Consider the following 14,923-nt stretch of genomic DNA (forward strand, 5'->3'; position numbering starts at 1 on the left):
CCGGCATGACCTACCTGGAGAATGGCTTGCTGCCGGCCTCTGCGCCATGCCCCGTTCGACCCTGGCGCCTTGCCTGCCCGGCGCCGCCTCAGTGTCGCTTCTTGCCCTTCTTGTCGCCCTTTTTCTCCTTCCTTTCTACCACCGGCTTGGGCGGAATGTAGGGCGGCTCGTGGCGGGTGAGGATGTCGTAGAAGATGCGGATGTTCTCCACCATGATCACCGCCTCGCCACCCCGGGCGCGGCCGCTCTTCAAGCGCCGGTAATACTCGGGGCGGGAGAGCAGGGGCAGCACCCGCTTCATCTCGAACCAGGAATCCGGGTCCGCCTCGGTGCTGGGGGCGATGGCCAGGCCGCCCTTCATGTGGCCCAGGCCCAGGTTGTAGGCGGCCAGGGCCATCCAGGTGCGGTCCGGCTCCTTCACCGTTTCCGGCAGCTGGTCCCGGATGTCCGCCAGGTAGCGGGCGCCGGCGCTGATGCTCTGTTTCGGGTCGAGCCGGTTGGAAACGCCGAGCCGGTCCGCCGTTTCCTCGGTCAGCATCATCATGCCCCGCACCCCGGTGGGGCTGGTGGCCATGGGGTCCCACTGGGATTCCTGGTAGGCGAGGGCGGCGATGAGGCGCCAGTCGATGCCGGTGCGGGCCTGGGCCGATTCGAACTGGGTGCGGAAATCGGGCAGGAGGCTGCGGGTGCGCTCGAGGAACTGCACCACGTCGAACTGCTTCAAGCGGCGCACGTGGCCGAAATAGCGATCCTTCAGGCGCACCAGGGTGCCGTCCTTGTGCACCCGGCCGAGGAAGGCTTCGGCCTTGGCCACCAGCTCCGGGTCCGCGTCCCCGGGGAAGAGCCAGGCGATGGGCTGGGGCTCGCCGATCTGCAGGGTGGCGCTGAGCTGGGGATAGTAGTTCTGGGCGATGTCGAGGATGGGGCCGTCGGTGAGGGCCAGCTCGATGCGCTGCTCGGCCACCGCCTGCAGCAGGTCCAGGTCGCTCCATTCCGGATGTTCCTGCACCGTCACCGGCGGATTGAGGGCCGGCAGCCCGGCCAGCAGGTCGGCGTGGCGGCTGCGGGCCACCACGTGTACGGTGCGCCCGGCCAGCTGTTCGGTGCTGGTGATGGGCAGGGAGGCCTCGTGCTGCACCAGCAGGTGGCTGCTCTGGAAGAAGGGAGTGGTGGCCTGGAATTCGCTGTTGGCCACGCCCGGGTGCCAGACCAGCCAGGCGGCGGCCATATGGCCGGCGCCCCGCTTCAGGGCCTGGGCCACTTCCCGGTAATTGCCGACGGAAACCAGCTTCAGCTTGAGCCCGGCCTCCTCGGCGAAGAGGCTGACCAGGTCGTACTCGAAGCCGGCCCCGGCTTCGCCGCCGTTGTCCTGGGCGCCGGGGGTGTAGGTCAGGGGGCCGGGGCTGGTGAGAACCACCAGCTCGTTGCTTTCCCGCCAGGAGGCCACCTTCCTGTCGGCACAGGCGTAGACCAGGACCAGGGCAAGCAGGGCAACCAGCAGCCAGCGGAATACCTGTGGACGCATCCTCGCCTTTCCGGGGTTGTCCGGGAAAAAAGTTCCCGGATTGTGCCATGGACGCCCAGCCCGACAAAGGGGCCCAGGTCAGCGCCCGGGGCGGCGAATCGTGCTAAAATCCGCCTCCCCGGTGAGGTACCGAAGTGGCCATAACGGCGCTGACTCGAAATCAGATGGTCAGGGAAACCTGGCACGTGGGTTCGAATCCCACCCTCACCGCCACTCTTTTTCTGCTTCTTCCGGCGGCGCCTGCGGCCCGCTGCGGGGACGACCCCGCCAGCGTCCGTACCTTGGGGACGGCCCCGTTGCCACGGAGGTCGCCCATGTTTTCCCCCGCTACTGTCTTTTCCCTCTCGCCCCTGCTGGCCTGGGCTGTGCTGCTGCTCGCCGGTCTGCTGGAGATCGGCTGGGCCCTGGGCCTCAAGTCGGCGGCCGCCTCCTCCCGTCCGGCGTTGATGTGGTCCGCCACCCTGGCGGCCATGGCGGCGAGCGTGGGTCTGCTGGCCCTGGCCCTGAAACAGCTGCCCCTGGGCCTGGCCTATGCGGTGTGGACGGCCATCGGCATCGCCGGCACCGCCCTGGTGGGGATTTTCCTACTGGGGGAGTCGGCCAGTCCCCTGCGTCTGTGCAGCATCGGCCTGATCCTGGCCGGGGTGGCCGGGCTCAAGTTGAGCGCCTGAGCCCTTTGTTTCTCAGGCGCCGCCGCCGGGCGGGCGCATGGCCAGCAGGGTCTCGGAATGGTAGTCGCGGCGGTAGAGCACCACCACGATGATGCTGGTGACCACCAGGAACAGGCCCGGACCCACCAGCCAGGTGAGGGCGGCGAGGCCGAAGTAGTAGGCCCGGATGCCCCGGTTGAAGTCGTCCCCGGCGTAGCTGTTCACCGCCGCCATGCGCCGGGCGCTGGCTTCCAGTTCCGGATCGGTGTCGCAGCTGCCGGTGGGGGCGGCGCCCACCAGGATGGAGAGCAGGTTGAACTGGCGCAGGGACCAGGTGAACTTGAAATAGGCGACGACGAAGACGCCGAAGAGCAGCAGCAGCTTCAGCTCCAGCAGGTCCCGGGTGACTTCCCGGGCGAAGGGGAAGTCGGCGGTGACGGAGACCACCTTGTCCAGGGTGCCGAGCACGGCGAAGAGGCCGGCGATGATGTAGATAGTGGTGTTGGCGTAGAAGGAGACGCTGTTCATCAGGTTGCCGATGAGGGAGGCGTCGGTGATGCGCACTTCCCGCTCCAGCAGGCGCCGCGCCCATTGCAGACGGTAGGCGTGGCCCTGGCCCACCAGGTTTTCCCGGGCGTGGGGCCCCCGTTCGGCGAAGAAGACGTAGCCGATCCAGCAGAAGAGGAACCAGCTCAGGGCGCTCCAGTCGAGCAGGGTCAGATGGGCCAGGGGGCCTTGGGGCATGGGGAATTCCGCGTCAATGAAAGCCGATGGGCCGATTTTGCCACAGCCGGAGCCGGGCCGTTCCCGGCGCCGCGGGGCGGCTTCAGATGACCCGGCTCTTGGCCGGCACGTGGCGGGCCAGGAAATCCATCTGGTCGGCCAGGATCTGGCGGTTGGAGAGAATCAGGAATTCGGCCCGGTTGGGCACGTAGGGCAGGTAGAGCAGTTCCATGCCGGCCTTTTCCAGCAGGCGGGCGCCCTTCTTCTGGTTGCAGGGCATGCAGGCTGCCACCACGTTGGTCCAGGTGTCGCTGCCGCCCTTGGAAATGGGGATGACGTGGTCCCGGGTCAGGCGCTGGCTGGAAAATTCCCGGCCGCAGTAGGCGCACAGGTGGCGGTCCCGGTGGAACAGTTCCCGGTTGGAGAGGGGCGGTACGTGGCGGTTGTAGCCTTGGCCGTGGCTGTGGCCGCGCAGGGCGATGATGCTGTTGGCGGTGATGGCGGAGCGCTGGCCGGTGAGGCGAGAAATGCCGCCGCGCAGGGTGAAGGCGTTGTTGCCCGCATCCCAGGCCACCATTTCCCGGGCGTAGTAGAAGCAGGCCTCCTGCCAGGAGATCCAGCGCTGGGGCACTCCGTTCTGGTCCAGGGCCAGGATCAGGGGCGCGCAGGCGTACTCGGCCAGCAGGTGGGGGGCCGGGAGGCAGTGCGGGGGCGGCAGGCATACCGGATCGTTCATGGGAGTCCATAAAAATCATCGGTTTGCGCCAGAGTAACAAAGGCCGCCGGCTTTTCCTAGGGCATGGCCCGGCTGCCGGGTGGCGGCTGGGGAAGGGGAGGCTTTCGGGTATCCTTGCGCCTGTATGGCAGCGGCGGCTCCGATTTTCCCCCGTTGCCGCCACTGCCGCCCTGTCTTCCATCCATTTGTCTGCCCAATCGTTCCATGGCTGCCCCATCTTCCACCCTCAAAGCCGCCCTGGTGGTTTCCCTGCTGGCCCATGCCGTGCTCCTGGCCTGGGGGCGCTGGAGCCTGACGCCCACGCCCAGCGCGGCGGCTGGCGGTATGCGGGTGGATCTGCGCGGCGGTCGGCCCGCTGCCGAGGTCGTGCCCCGGGAAGCCCAGTTGGCGCCGCTTTCCCGGCAGGTGCCGCCGAAATCACCGTCCCGCCTGCCTGAGCGGCCGGCTCCCATCTTGGCCGTTCCCGGCGCCACCGCCCAGGTGGCTGCTGCTGCCGCCCGTCCGCCGGCGTCGGCCGAGGCTGCGCCGGAGCGGCGGGGGGAGGGGGAGGGCCATGCCGGCGCGGCGGCCAGTCCGGCGGCCGGCGGCGGCGAGCGGGGCGCGGCAGCGCCGGCCCGGGAAGGCGCTAGCGGCGATGCCCTGCGCCAGTACCGCCTGGCCCTGGCCCTGGAGGCGCGGCGCTTCAAGCGTTATCCGCGGCTGGCCCGGGAGCGGGGCTGGGAGGGGACGGTGGAAGTGGTGGTGCTGGTGGGCGGTCCCGCCGGCCTGGCCGGCACGGTGCAGTTGCAGCGCTCCAGCGGCTATGGATTGCTCGACGACCAGGGGCTGGAAATGCTCAACCGGGCCCTGGCCGCGACGCCGCTGCCGGAAGCCCTGCGCGGCCGGGAGCTGCGGCTGGTGCTGCCGATCGAATTCAAGCTGGAGGAGTAGGGGGCGGGCCGGCCCTAGAGGTAGTCCGCCGGCGGCGGGGGCAGGTCCAGGCTGTGCAGGCGGAAGTGGCCTGCCCGCTTGTCGGCGTAATAGCGTTCCAGGGCGAAGCGCACGCTACGGAAGGCCAGGTCGTGCCAGGGGATGTCGCTTTCCTGCAGCAGGGCCGTTTCCAGGCTTTCCTCCCCCGAGCTGTGGCGGCCGTCCACCAGCTTGCCCAGGTAGAAGAGATGGACCTGGTTGATGTGGGGCACGTTCACCACGGCGAAAAGGCTGCCGATTTCCACCCGGGCGCAGGCTTCCTCCAGGGTTTCCCGGGCCGCGGCCTGGCCGGTGGTCTCCTCGTTTTCCATGAAGCCGGCCGGCAGGGTCCAGTAGCCGTGGCGCGGTTCGATGGCGCGGCGGCAGAGGAGGATGCGCTCCTCCCATTCGGCAATGCAGCCGATCACCAGCTTGGGATTGAGGTAATGGATGGTGCCGCAGGCGTCACAGACGTGGCGGGGCAGGCTGTCTCCCGGCGGGATGCGCAGGTGCACCGGAGCGCCGCAGTGGCTACAGTAGTTCATCGCGGGAGGAGGAGTGTGCGTGGCGCATGTTTGCCAGTTTAAAACAGTTTCCGGGCCCAAATAAGAGACATTTGTCCTCGCCCCCGGGCCCTTGGGACACCATAATGAATGGCAAAATGGATCGCCTCCGGGGGCCAGAATCCGCCGGCTGGCGGAGTTTTTCTGGGGCTTTTGTCCGGCCCGATGCTATTTTGCTCAGCCGTAAGGGTTGTTGCTAGAATGGCATACACCGAATTAATACAGCAGGCGCTGCCGGAAGGGCAGTGGGGGGAAGCATGTTTCTCATCATTGGTTATGTAGTCATCCTGCTGGCCTCGGTTGGCACCTACGCCATCCACGGCAGCCTGGCTGCCCTGTGGGTGCCCGCCGAATATGCCGCCATCGTCGGTCTGGTGGTGGGCGCCTTCGTCGCCAGCAACAGCATGAAGGTCATCAAGAAGACGGTTGGCGCCCTGCCTTCCATCTTCAAGGGCTCCAAGTACACCAAGGCCCTCTACATCGACCTGCTGGCCATGCTCTTCGAAATCCTCGCCAAGGTGCGCAAGGAAGGCCTGATGGCCATCGAAGCCGACGTGGAAAACCCCGAATCCAGCCCCATCTTCAGCAAGTACCCGGACATTGCCGGCGACCACCACGTCCTCGATTTCATCACCGACTACCTGCGCATGATGGTGGGCGGCAACCTCAATACCCTGGAAATCGAAGCCCTGATGGATATGGAAATCGAGACCCACCATCACGAGGAAGAGGTGCCGGGCCATGCCATGGCCAAGGTGGCCGACGGCGCTCCCGCCTTCGGTATCGTGGTGGCGGTGATGGGGGTGGTGAACGTGATGGGCTCCGTGGGCCAGCCGCCCGCCGTGCTCGGCAAGATGATCGGCGGCGCCCTGGTGGGCACCTTCCTCGGTATTCTGCTTTCCTACGGCTTCGTCTCGCCCATCTCCAGCCTGCTGGAGCAGAAGGCCCACGAAGGCTCGAAGATTTACCAGTGCATCAAGGTGGTGCTGCTGGCCGCCATGTCCGGCTACGCTCCCCAGGTGGCCATCGAGTTCGGGCGCAAGGTTCTCTTCTCCGACGTCCGTCCGTCCTTCCGCGAACTTGAAGAAGAACTCAAGGCTCGCAAGGGCAAGTAAGTCCTGAACCCTTTTGCCCGGTAAGCGCCGATGAGCGACGATTCCTCTCGCCCCATAGTCATCAAACGCATCAAGAAGGGTGGCGGCGGCCACCATGGCGGGGCCTGGAAACTGGCCTACGCCGACTTCGTCACGGCCATGATGGCCTTCTTCCTGCTGATGTGGCTGCTCGGCTCCACCGCCAAGGGCGATCTGGAAGGCATTGCCGAGTATTTCCAGAATCCCCTCAAGGTTTCCATGCAGGGCGGCTCCGGTTCCGGCGACGCCACGGCGGTGATCCAGGGCGGCGGCCTGGACCTGACCCGGCAGAACGGCCAGGTGCGCAAAGGCGAGGACGCGGCCAAGCACAGCGTTTCCAAGTCCTCCGAAGAAGCCAAGCAGCGCGAACGGGCCATGCTCAAGGAGCTGAAGAAGCGCATCGAGGATGCCATCCAGAGCAATCCGGCCATCCAGCAGTTCAAGAACCAGCTGCTGCTGGACATCACCAGCGAGGGCCTGCGCATCCAGATCGTGGATGAGCAGAACCGGCCCATGTTCGACCTGGCCGGCGACCAGCTGAAGCCCTATACCCGGGAAATCCTCAAGGAAATCGGCAAGGTGCTGAATGCGGTGCCCAACCGCATCACCCTCTCCGGCCATACCGACGCGGCCCAGTTCGCCGCCGGCGCCCGGGGCTTCTCCAACTGGGAGCTGTCCGCCAATCGGGCCAATTCCTCCCGGCGCGAACTGGTCAGCGGCGGCATGGACGACCACAAGGTCCTGCGGGTGGTGGGCATGTCCTCCACCGTGCTGTTCGACCGCAACGACCCCCTCAATCCGGTCAATCGCCGCATCAGCATCGTCGTCCTCAACAAGGAGACGGAGGAGGCGTTCCTGCGGGACGCCGCGCCTGATGTGGAAGTGAGCAACGACGCCATCCCTGCGTCCGAAACGCTGACCCCCGGCACCAAGGTGCCATCCGGGCGCCCGCCCCTGTAGAATGTCCGGTCAGCCAGCACAAGCAAACTAATAAGGGGAGACTGGGTACGATGAACGGATGGGCCAAATTGTCTGGCTTCGGACTGGTATGGGCGTTGCTCGTGGCGGCGACCATGGCGGCGATCGACCCTGCCCTGCGCGGCGCCCCCTTTTCCGTCGGCATCAGCGCCATCGTCGTCGGCTGGCTGCTGTTTTCCCTGTTGCTGCGCGATTCCTCCGCCGACGGTAAGGAGTCGTCCGGCGGTGACGTGGCCGGTGGCGAAGGCGTGCGCCTGCTGGCCGAGACCGGCGAGGTGATGCAGCGGGCCAGCGACGAATTCCACAGCCAGTTCGAGGAAGCCCGGGCCGACGTGACGCGGACCCAGCAGATTTTCTCGGAAGCCATCGGCACCCTGATCCAGAGTTTCACCGCAATGAGCCAGCAGGCCCGGCGTCAGCAGGAGCTGGGTACGGGCATCATCAGCAGCCAGCGCGGCGAGGACGGCGCCGCCGATTTTGCCGGCTTCGCCCAGCACACCTCGGAAACCCTGCACGCCTTCGTGGACAGCGTGGTGGCCAACTCCAAGCTGGCCATGGAACTGGTGGAAATGACCGACAAGATGTCGGAACAGATGAAGCGCATCACCGGCATGCTGGGCGAGATCGAAGGCATCTCCAAACAGACCAACCTGCTGGCCCTCAATGCCGCCATCGAGGCGGCCCGGGCCGGCGAGGCGGGCCGCGGCTTCGCCGTGGTGGCGGACGAGGTGCGCGACCTCTCCGGCCGCACCAGCCACTTCAGCCAGCAGATCCGCGGCCAGTTGGTGACCATGCAGCAATCCATCGAAATGACCGAGCAGGCCATCAACAAGATGGCGGCCCAGGACATGACCTTCGCCCTCAAGTCCAAGCAGGGGGTGGAGGTGGCCATGCAGAACATCGAGGCCCTCAACCACCGTACCGGCGAGACCATCGACGAGCTCAATCACATCTCCGAGAGCATGGAGCAGAGCGTCAATCAGGCGGTGGTTTCCCTGCAGTTCCAGGACATGGTGACCCAGCTGCTGTCCCACGTGAATGGCCGGCTCGAATCGGTCCAGGCGGTGCTGGGCGAGGTCCGGGCCCTGGCGGCTGCGGCCCAGTGCGGTCAGGGCGAGATGTCCGCGGCCCAGGCCGACAGTCTGCGGCAGTCGCTGCTCCAGGCCCGCACCCAGGTGGACGGCCTGCGCCAGCGCACTTCCAATAATCCGGTGAGCCAGGAAGGCTTCAACACCGGCGAAATCGAACTCTTCTGAAAATCGGAGTCTCCCATGCCCAAAACCATTCTTGCCGTCGATGATTCCGCCTCCATCCGCCAGATGGTGAGCTTTACCCTGAAGAGTGCCGGTTACGACGTGGTCGAGGCCGTGGACGGCATGGACGGCCTGGAAAAGGCCAAGGCCCGCGCCATCAACCTGGTGCTGACCGACCAGAACATGCCGCGCATGGACGGCCTGACCCTGATCCGCACCCTGCGCGGCCTGCCCCAGTACAAGGCTACGCCCATCCTGATGCTGACCACCGAGTCCTCCGACGCCATGAAGACCCAGGGGCGCGCTGCCGGCGCTACCGGCTGGCTGGTCAAACCCTTCGATCCCCAGAAACTGGTGGAAGTGGTGAAGAAGGTGATCGGCTGAGCCGCGGCCCCGGTCCCCTTTAGTCCCTGCGTCGGTCAGAGAGGCGAACATGGCCATCGACATGAGCCAGTTCTACCAGGTGTTCTTCGAGGAGTCGGCGGAGCACTTGGCGGAAATGGAATCCCTGCTGCTCGGGCTGGACGTCGGCGCCCCGGAGGACGAGGACCTCAACGCCATTTTCCGGGCGGCCCACTCCATCAAGGGTTCCTCCGGCACCTTCGGCTTCACCGACCTGACCGCCGTCACCCACGTCCTGGAAACCCTGCTCGACCGACTGCGCAAGCACGAGATCGGCCTGCGCCCGGAAATGGTGGATGCCTTCCTCGAGGCCGGCGATCTGCTCAAGCTGCTGCTCGCCGCCCACCAGGGCGGCGAGGCGGTCAGCGCCGAGGCCCAGGAGGCCATCTGCGAAAAGCTGCGCCAGCTGTCCCGGGACGAAGGGGCCGAGCCGGTCGCCGTCGTCATGCCGGAAGCCGTTGTGGCCCCGGCGGATAGCGGCGTTGATGGCGGCTGGGAAATCGAGTTCGTGCCGACGCCCGCTTCCCTGGCGGTGCCGGAAACCCTGGAAAATTTCCTCGAGGACCTGGGGCGCCAGGGGCGCCTGGAAGTGCTCAGCCGTTCCAGCGGCCCCGTTCCCTCCCTGTGGCAGCTGCGCCTTTACGGCCAGGTGGCGCGGGAAGCCCTGGCCGATTCCCTCGATTTCGTCGCCGAGACCGATGCCTGGCGCCTGTCGCCCCTGGCAGCCCCGGCGGCAGCGGCCGACGAGGCTTTCGGCCTCTTCGACGATGCCCCCGGAGCGCCCCAGGACGAGGCCGCCTACGGCTTCTTCGACGACGCTCCCGGCCTGGCCCCCGCCGCGCCTGCCGCGATGGCGGAAGAGGGGGATGGCTACGGTTTCTTTGATCCCTTGCCCGAGCCAGTGGTGGCAGAGGATGCCCTTGCCCCCATCCCGGCCGTGGCCGAGGAAGGTGAGGGCTACGGCTTTTTCGCTCCCCTGCCCGATCCTGCTGCCGCTCCGGCAGCGGTGGCTGAAGAAGGGGATGGTTACGGCTTCTTCGAGCCTCTGCCGGCCAATGTCGGTGCGGCTGCCGGGGTGGCCGAGTCTCCTGTGCTGGAGGAAGGGGAGGGCTACGGTTTCTTTGTGCCGCTTCCCCAGGCCGGCACCATGCCGCCGGTAAGCGAGCCTGCGCCCGCTCCGCTGGCGTCGCCCCAGACCGCTCCTGCGGTGGTTCCGGCAAGCGTTGCCGCCGCGGCGCCGGCGCTAGTGGCGCCGGCAGCCGAAGCCCGCGTCGAAAGCCGTCCGAAGGCGCCGCCGGTGGCCGCGGGCGACAGTTCCATCCGGGTCGGGGTGGAAAAGGTGGACCAGCTCATCAATCTGGTGGGGGAACTGGTCATCACCCAGGCCATGCTCCTGGCCACGGCCCAGGAAATGCAGGAGGCGGCGCCCGAGCGTCTGCTCAACGGCCTGACCCAGCTGGAACGCAACAGCCGGGATCTGCAGGAAGCGGTGATGTCCATCCGCATGCTGCCCATTTCCTTCGTCTTTTCCCGTTTCCCCCGGGTGGTGCGGGATCTTTCCGGCAAGCTGGGCAAGCAGGTCGAACTGAAGATGAGCGGCGAGACCACGGAGCTGGACAAGGGCCTCATCGAAAAGATCACCGACCCCCTGACCCACCTGATCCGCAACAGCCTGGACCACGGCATCGAATCGCCGGAGAAGCGCGTCGCCGCCGGCAAGCCGCCGGGCGGCACCATCACCCTCAAGGCGGCCCACCAGGGCGGCAACATCGTCATCGAGGTGGGGGACGACGGCGCCGGCCTGAACCGCCAGAAAATTCTCGCCAAGGCCCGGGAGAAGGGCCTGGCGGCCTCCGACCAGATGAGCGACCAGGACGTGTGGGCCCTTATCTTCGAGCCCGGCTTTTCCACCGCCGACCAGGTGACCGACGTTTCCGGCCGGGGCGTGGGCATGGACGTGGTGCGGCGGAACATCCAGGCTCTGGGCGGCCGCATCGAAATCGAATCCATGACCGGCATCGGCACCCGCATGACGGTGCGCCTGCCCCTGACCCTGGCCATCCTGGACGGCATGAGCGTGGCCGTCGGGGAAGAAATCTATATTATTCCCCTGTCCTACGTGGTCGAGTCCCTGCAGCCGAAGCCCAGCGACATCAAGACCGTTTCCAACCAGGGCCGGGTGATCCAGGTGCGGGGCGAATACCTGCCCGTGGTGGTACTGCACGAGGTCTTCGCCGCCGAGCCCAAGGTGCGGGAGTTCCACCAAGGGATCATGGTGGTGCTCAATGCGGACGGGGCCAAGGCCGCCCTGTTCGTGGACGGACTGGTGGGCCAGCACCAGGTGGTGATCAAGAGTCTGGAACAGAACTACCGCAAGGTGCAGGGCGTGTCCGGCGCCACCATCATGGGGGACGGCCGGGTAGCCCTGATCCTGGATACCTCGGCCCTGGTGGCCATGGCCAAGGGCCAGGCGACGGACGGGGCAGCCTGAGCGAAGGAGCGAGACAGTGGAAAACTACAATGCCGGCAATGGCGCCACCGACGAAGACCAGGTGGCCAGCGAATTCCTGACCTTCACCCTGGGCCAGGAGGAATACGCCATCGATATCCTCAAGGTCCAGGAAATCCGCGGCTACGACATGGTGACGCGGATCGCCAATGCGCCAGAATTCATCAAGGGCGTCATCAACCTGCGGGGCCTGATCGTGCCCATCGTCGATCTGCGCATCAAGTTCAAGCAGCCCAAGATCGAATACACCCCCTTCACCGTGGTCATCATCCTCAACGTGATGAGCCGGGTGGTGGGCATCGTGGTGGACAGCGTCTCCGACGTCATCGCCCTGACCCCGCTCCAGATTCGCCCCGCCCCGGACTTTTCCGCCAGTTTCGATACCCGCTTCATCCTGGGCCTGGCCTCGGTGGAAGGACGCATGCTGATCGTCACCGACATCGAGCAGCTGATGAGCACCCGGGACATGGAACTGATGGACGACGTGGCCGCCCTGGCCTGAGACAGGCACCCAGACAGAGAAAATTGCTTGGCCGCCGGAAGCGGTGGCCGGAACAGACGGAGAGACCAACATGCGCACCAATCTGCCGGTCACCAATGTGGAAGTGCCCCTGCGGGATGACACCCTGATCGTCTCCAAGACCGATCTCAAGGGTCAGATCACCTACATCAACCGGGATTTCATCGAGATCAGCGGCTTCACCGAGGCCGAGCTGATCGGCGAGCCCCACAACATCGTGCGCCACCCGGATATGCCGTCCGAAGCCTATGCGGACATGTGGACCCACCTCAAGGCGGGACGGCCGTGGACCGGCCTGGTGAAGAACCGCTGCAAGAACGGGGACCACTACTGGGTCGAGGCCAATGCCACGCCGATCCGGGAAAACGACCAGGTGGTCGGCTACATGTCGGTGCGCCGCAAGCCCTCCCGGGACCAGGTGGAAGCGGCGGAAAATGCCTACCGCCTGTTCCGCGAGAACCGGGCCGGCTCCCTGCGCATCCTCTGCGGCAAGGTGGTGCGCGGCGGCCCCAGCCTGGGCGACCGTTTTGCCAGCCTGTCCCTGGCCACCCGTCTGGGCCTGGGTTTCGGCCTGGCAGTCCTGTTTGCCGTGGTGGTCGGCGTGCTGGGCCTGTATGCCCTGAACAACACCAACGAGAGCCTGGAGCGGGCCTTCACCGACCGCCTGCAGCCGGTCCAGGGTCTGGCCCGCATCGGCAAGCTGGTGGCGGACAACCGGGCCCAGGTGCTGCTCGGCCTGCAGCATGAGCCGGGCACCAGCAATGCGGCCAGCCACGAGCATCCGGTGACGGCCCACACCGACATCATCGCCAAGAACCGGGAAGAGCTGACGGCCATCTGGCAGCGCTACCAGCAGAGCATCCGCAGCGACGAGCACAAGGCCCTGGCCGAGGCCTATTTCATCGCCCGCAAGCGTTATGTGGACGAGGGCATCAACCCGGCCCGGGACGCCCTCAATGAAGGCCATTTTGCCGAAGCCCAGCGCATCCTCTCGGAGAAGATCAATCCGCTCTACGACGAGGTTTCCGCCAAGACCGACGCCCTCTACCAGTACCACGCCGACCAGGCGCGCAAGGACGCCCAGGCTGCCGATGACCTGAAGGCCACCACTACCGGTACCATCGTCGGCGCCATCGTACTGGTCATCGTGCTGCTGACCTTCATCGCCTGGCGCCTTTCCGGCGGCATCCTGCGCTCCCTGGCCGATGCCCAGGCCGCCTTCGGCGCCGTCAGCCAGGGCCGCTACAACCACCAGGTGGACATCACCCGCAACGACGAGATGGGTCGCCTGCTGCAGGGCATTCAGGCCATGCAGATCAAGCTGGGCTTCGATGTGGCCGAGGCCCAGCGCATCGCCAACGAGAACCTGCGCATCAAGATCGGTCTGGACAACGTGGCCACCAACGTCATGGTGGCGGACGACCAGCACAACATCATCTACATGAACAAGGCGGTGGAAGACATGTTCCGCCGGGTGGAGGACGACATCCGCCGCGACCTGCCCGACTTCCGCGCCGCCACCCTGCTCGGTTCCAACATCGACGTCTTCCACAAGAACCCGGCCCACCAGCGCGGGCTGCTGTCGCGCCTCAGCGGCTCCCACCGCGCCACCGTGCACCTGGGCGGCCGCACCTTCTCCCTGACCGTGACCCCGGTGGTGAACGAGCGCGGCATCCGCCTCGGCTCCGCCGTGGAATGGCTGGACCGGACCGCCGAAGTGGCGGTGGAGGCCGAGGTGGCCGACATCGTGAACGGTGCCGCCAACGGCGACTTCACCCGGCGCCTGGTGCTGGAGGGCAAGGACGGCTTCTTCCGCCAGCTTTCCGAGGGTATCAACCGTCTTCTGGAAACCAGCCAGAAGGGCCTGGACGACGTGGCCCGCATGCTCAACGCCATGTCCCAGGGCGACCTCACCAGCCGTATCGAGGCCGACTATGCTGGCACCTTCGGCCAGCTGAAGAACGACGCCAACAGTACCGTCGAGCAGCTCAAGGAAATCGTCGAGCGCATCAAGGGCGCCACCGAGGCCATCAACACGGCGGCCCAGGAAATTGCCTCCGGCAACACCGACCTCTCCTCCCGCACCGAGGAGCAAGCCTCCAGCCTGGAAGAGACCGCCTCCTCCATGGAGCAGCTGACCAGCACGGTGAAGCAGAATGCGGACAATGCCCGTACCGCCAACGAGCTGGCCAGCGGCGCCCAGCAGGTGGCAGTGAAGGGCGGCGAGGTGGTGGAACAGGTGGTGCAGACCATGGGCGCCATCCACCACTCCTCCAGCAAGATCGCCGACATCATCGGCGTCATCGACGGCATCGCTTTCCAGACCAACATCCTGGCCCTCAACGCGGCCGTCGAAGCGGCCCGGGCCGGCGAGCAGGGCCGCGGTTTTGCCGTGGTGGCCACCGAGGTGCGCAACCTGGCCCAGCGCAGCGCCGCCGCCGCCAAGGAAATCAAGGCCCTCATCTCCGATTCCGTGGAGAAGGTGGAGAACGGCTCCCGCCTGGTGGATTCCGCCGGCCGCACCATGGAAGAGGTGGTGACCTCCATCAAGCGCGTCGCCAAGATCATGGCCGACATCGCCGAGGCCAGCCGGGAGCAGAGCGCCGGCATCGAGCAGGTGGGCCTGGCGGTGAGCCAGATGGATGAAGTCACCCAGCAGAACGCCGCCCTGGTGGAAGAGGCCGCTGCTGCCGCCGAAAGCCTGGAGGAGCAGGCCCACGGCCTGATGGAGGCGGTTTCCGTGTTCCGCCTCGGCCACGAGGCGCCGGCAGGCCGCCACGCCGGCCCGAGCCCGGCCATGGGGCAGGCGCAGGCCGCCATTCCCCATCTGCAGCAGGAAGTGCGGGTGCCGTCGCCCAAGTTCGGCGGCAAGCCCGTCAACCTGCCGGCCTCCCTCGATGACGAGTGGGAAGAGTTCTAAGCCCTTTCCATCCGCCCAGCCCGCTCCCGGCCATTGTTGCCGGGAGCTTCTCCGAGCAAGGAA

13 protein-coding genes and 1 tRNA gene are annotated in these 14,923 nt (G+C 66.5%); 10 read left to right on the forward strand and 4 right to left on the reverse strand.

What is annotated here, in order from left to right:
• Window positions 1-88: 88 nt before the first annotated feature.
• Window positions 89-1,525 (reverse strand): membrane-bound lytic murein transglycosylase MltF, encoded by a 1,437-nt coding sequence (mltF, locus tag AC3QLZ_RS15335; RefSeq protein WP_014236782.1) that lies wholly within the window; start codon window positions 1,523-1,525, stop codon window positions 89-91.
• A gap of 120 nt (window positions 1,526-1,645) precedes the next feature.
• Here mltF and AC3QLZ_RS15340 point away from each other — a divergent pair.
• Together AC3QLZ_RS15340 and AC3QLZ_RS15345 are read left to right on the forward strand one after the other, a co-directional pair.
• Window positions 1,646-1,738, forward strand: a tRNA-Ser gene (locus AC3QLZ_RS15340).
• Between the two features lie 101 nt (window positions 1,739-1,839).
• Window positions 1,840-2,196 (forward strand): DMT family transporter, encoded by a 357-nt coding sequence (locus AC3QLZ_RS15345; RefSeq protein WP_014236783.1) that lies wholly within the window; start codon window positions 1,840-1,842, stop codon window positions 2,194-2,196.
• A 12-nt stretch (window positions 2,197-2,208) separates the two neighbouring features.
• On the opposite strand, the gene AC3QLZ_RS15350 is transcribed toward AC3QLZ_RS15345, so the two are convergent.
• Together AC3QLZ_RS15350 and AC3QLZ_RS15355 are read right to left on the reverse strand one after the other, a co-directional pair.
• A complete protein-coding gene (locus AC3QLZ_RS15350) occupies window positions 2,209-2,919 on the reverse strand; it encodes a DUF599 domain-containing protein (protein WP_014236784.1) in 711 nt (236 codons plus the stop codon).
• 82 nt (window positions 2,920-3,001) lie between these two features.
• A complete protein-coding gene (locus AC3QLZ_RS15355; RefSeq protein WP_014236785.1) occupies window positions 3,002-3,634 on the reverse strand; it encodes an HNH endonuclease in 633 nt (210 codons plus the stop codon).
• A 204-nt stretch (window positions 3,635-3,838) separates the two neighbouring features.
• On the opposite strand from AC3QLZ_RS15355, the gene AC3QLZ_RS15360 reads away from it, so the two are divergent.
• Window positions 3,839-4,564, forward strand: a complete 726-nt coding sequence (locus tag AC3QLZ_RS15360) for an energy transducer TonB (RefSeq protein ID WP_014236786.1) — start codon at window positions 3,839-3,841, stop codon at window positions 4,562-4,564.
• 14 nt (window positions 4,565-4,578) lie between these two features.
• Here the strand turns inward: AC3QLZ_RS15360 and AC3QLZ_RS15365 are convergent, their stop codons facing one another.
• On the reverse strand, window positions 4,579-5,127 hold the full coding sequence (locus tag AC3QLZ_RS15365) for an NUDIX hydrolase (RefSeq protein WP_014236787.1): 549 nt from the start codon (window positions 5,125-5,127) through the stop codon (window positions 4,579-4,581).
• 275 nt (window positions 5,128-5,402) lie between these two features.
• Between AC3QLZ_RS15365 and motA the strand changes: the two genes are divergently transcribed.
• The 7 genes from motA (at window position 5,403) to AC3QLZ_RS15400 (ending at window position 14,860) form a co-directional block, all read left to right on the forward strand.
• Complete coding sequence (motA, locus tag AC3QLZ_RS15370) at window positions 5,403-6,260, forward strand: flagellar motor stator protein MotA (RefSeq protein WP_014236788.1); 858 nt, start codon at window positions 5,403-5,405, stop codon at window positions 6,258-6,260.
• A 30-nt stretch (window positions 6,261-6,290) separates the two neighbouring features.
• Window positions 6,291-7,238, forward strand: coding sequence for a flagellar motor protein MotB (gene motB / locus AC3QLZ_RS15375; protein ID WP_014236789.1), 948 nt, complete (start codon window positions 6,291-6,293; stop codon window positions 7,236-7,238).
• A 113-nt stretch (window positions 7,239-7,351) separates the two neighbouring features.
• Entirely contained in the window at window positions 7,352-8,512 is a 1,161-nt protein-coding gene (locus AC3QLZ_RS15380; RefSeq protein ID WP_238526352.1) for a methyl-accepting chemotaxis protein, read from the forward strand.
• A gap of 15 nt (window positions 8,513-8,527) precedes the next feature.
• Window positions 8,528-8,893 (forward strand): response regulator, encoded by a 366-nt coding sequence (locus AC3QLZ_RS15385; RefSeq protein WP_014236791.1) that lies wholly within the window; start codon window positions 8,528-8,530, stop codon window positions 8,891-8,893.
• A gap of 49 nt (window positions 8,894-8,942) precedes the next feature.
• The gene (locus AC3QLZ_RS15390; RefSeq protein WP_014236792.1) at window positions 8,943-11,402 is read left to right on the forward strand and encodes a chemotaxis protein CheW; all 2,460 of its coding nucleotides are present in this window, start codon (window positions 8,943-8,945) and stop codon (window positions 11,400-11,402) included.
• Between the two features lie 16 nt (window positions 11,403-11,418).
• Complete coding sequence (locus AC3QLZ_RS15395; RefSeq protein ID WP_014236793.1) at window positions 11,419-11,922, forward strand: chemotaxis protein CheW; 504 nt, start codon at window positions 11,419-11,421, stop codon at window positions 11,920-11,922.
• 70 nt (window positions 11,923-11,992) lie between these two features.
• Window positions 11,993-14,860 (forward strand): methyl-accepting chemotaxis protein, encoded by a 2,868-nt coding sequence (locus tag AC3QLZ_RS15400; RefSeq protein ID WP_014236794.1) that lies wholly within the window; start codon window positions 11,993-11,995, stop codon window positions 14,858-14,860.
• The last annotated feature ends 63 nt before the right edge of the window (window positions 14,861-14,923 follow it).

This window comes from Azospira sp. MPR-LB4 (genome assembly GCF_058809525.1).

Excerpts from the sequence above, each read along its gene's own strand:
- AC3QLZ_RS15365 (WP_014236787.1), bottom strand. The coding sequence starts at position 5,127 with ATGAACTACTGTAGCCACTGCGGCGCTCCGGTGCACCTGCGCATCCCG.
- AC3QLZ_RS15400 (WP_014236794.1), top strand. The coding sequence starts at position 11,993 with ATGCGCACCAATCTGCCGGTCACCAATGTGGAAGTGCCCCTGCGGGAT.
- AC3QLZ_RS15355 (WP_014236785.1), bottom strand. The coding sequence starts at position 3,634 with ATGAACGATCCGGTATGCCTGCCGCCCCCGCACTGCCTCCCGGCCCCC.
- AC3QLZ_RS15385 (WP_014236791.1), top strand. The coding sequence starts at position 8,528 with ATGCCCAAAACCATTCTTGCCGTCGATGATTCCGCCTCCATCCGCCAG.
- AC3QLZ_RS15350 (WP_014236784.1), bottom strand. The coding sequence starts at position 2,919 with ATGCCCCAAGGCCCCCTGGCCCATCTGACCCTGCTCGACTGGAGCGCC.
- AC3QLZ_RS15380 (WP_238526352.1), top strand. The coding sequence starts at position 7,352 with ATGGCGGCGATCGACCCTGCCCTGCGCGGCGCCCCCTTTTCCGTCGGC.
- AC3QLZ_RS15360 (WP_014236786.1), top strand. The coding sequence starts at position 3,839 with ATGGCTGCCCCATCTTCCACCCTCAAAGCCGCCCTGGTGGTTTCCCTG.
- motA (WP_014236788.1), top strand. The coding sequence starts at position 5,403 with ATGTTTCTCATCATTGGTTATGTAGTCATCCTGCTGGCCTCGGTTGGC.
- AC3QLZ_RS15390 (WP_014236792.1), top strand. The coding sequence starts at position 8,943 with ATGGCCATCGACATGAGCCAGTTCTACCAGGTGTTCTTCGAGGAGTCG.
- mltF (WP_014236782.1), bottom strand. The coding sequence starts at position 1,525 with ATGCGTCCACAGGTATTCCGCTGGCTGCTGGTTGCCCTGCTTGCCCTG.
- AC3QLZ_RS15345 (WP_014236783.1), top strand. The coding sequence starts at position 1,840 with ATGTTTTCCCCCGCTACTGTCTTTTCCCTCTCGCCCCTGCTGGCCTGG.
- motB (WP_014236789.1), top strand. The coding sequence starts at position 6,291 with ATGAGCGACGATTCCTCTCGCCCCATAGTCATCAAACGCATCAAGAAG.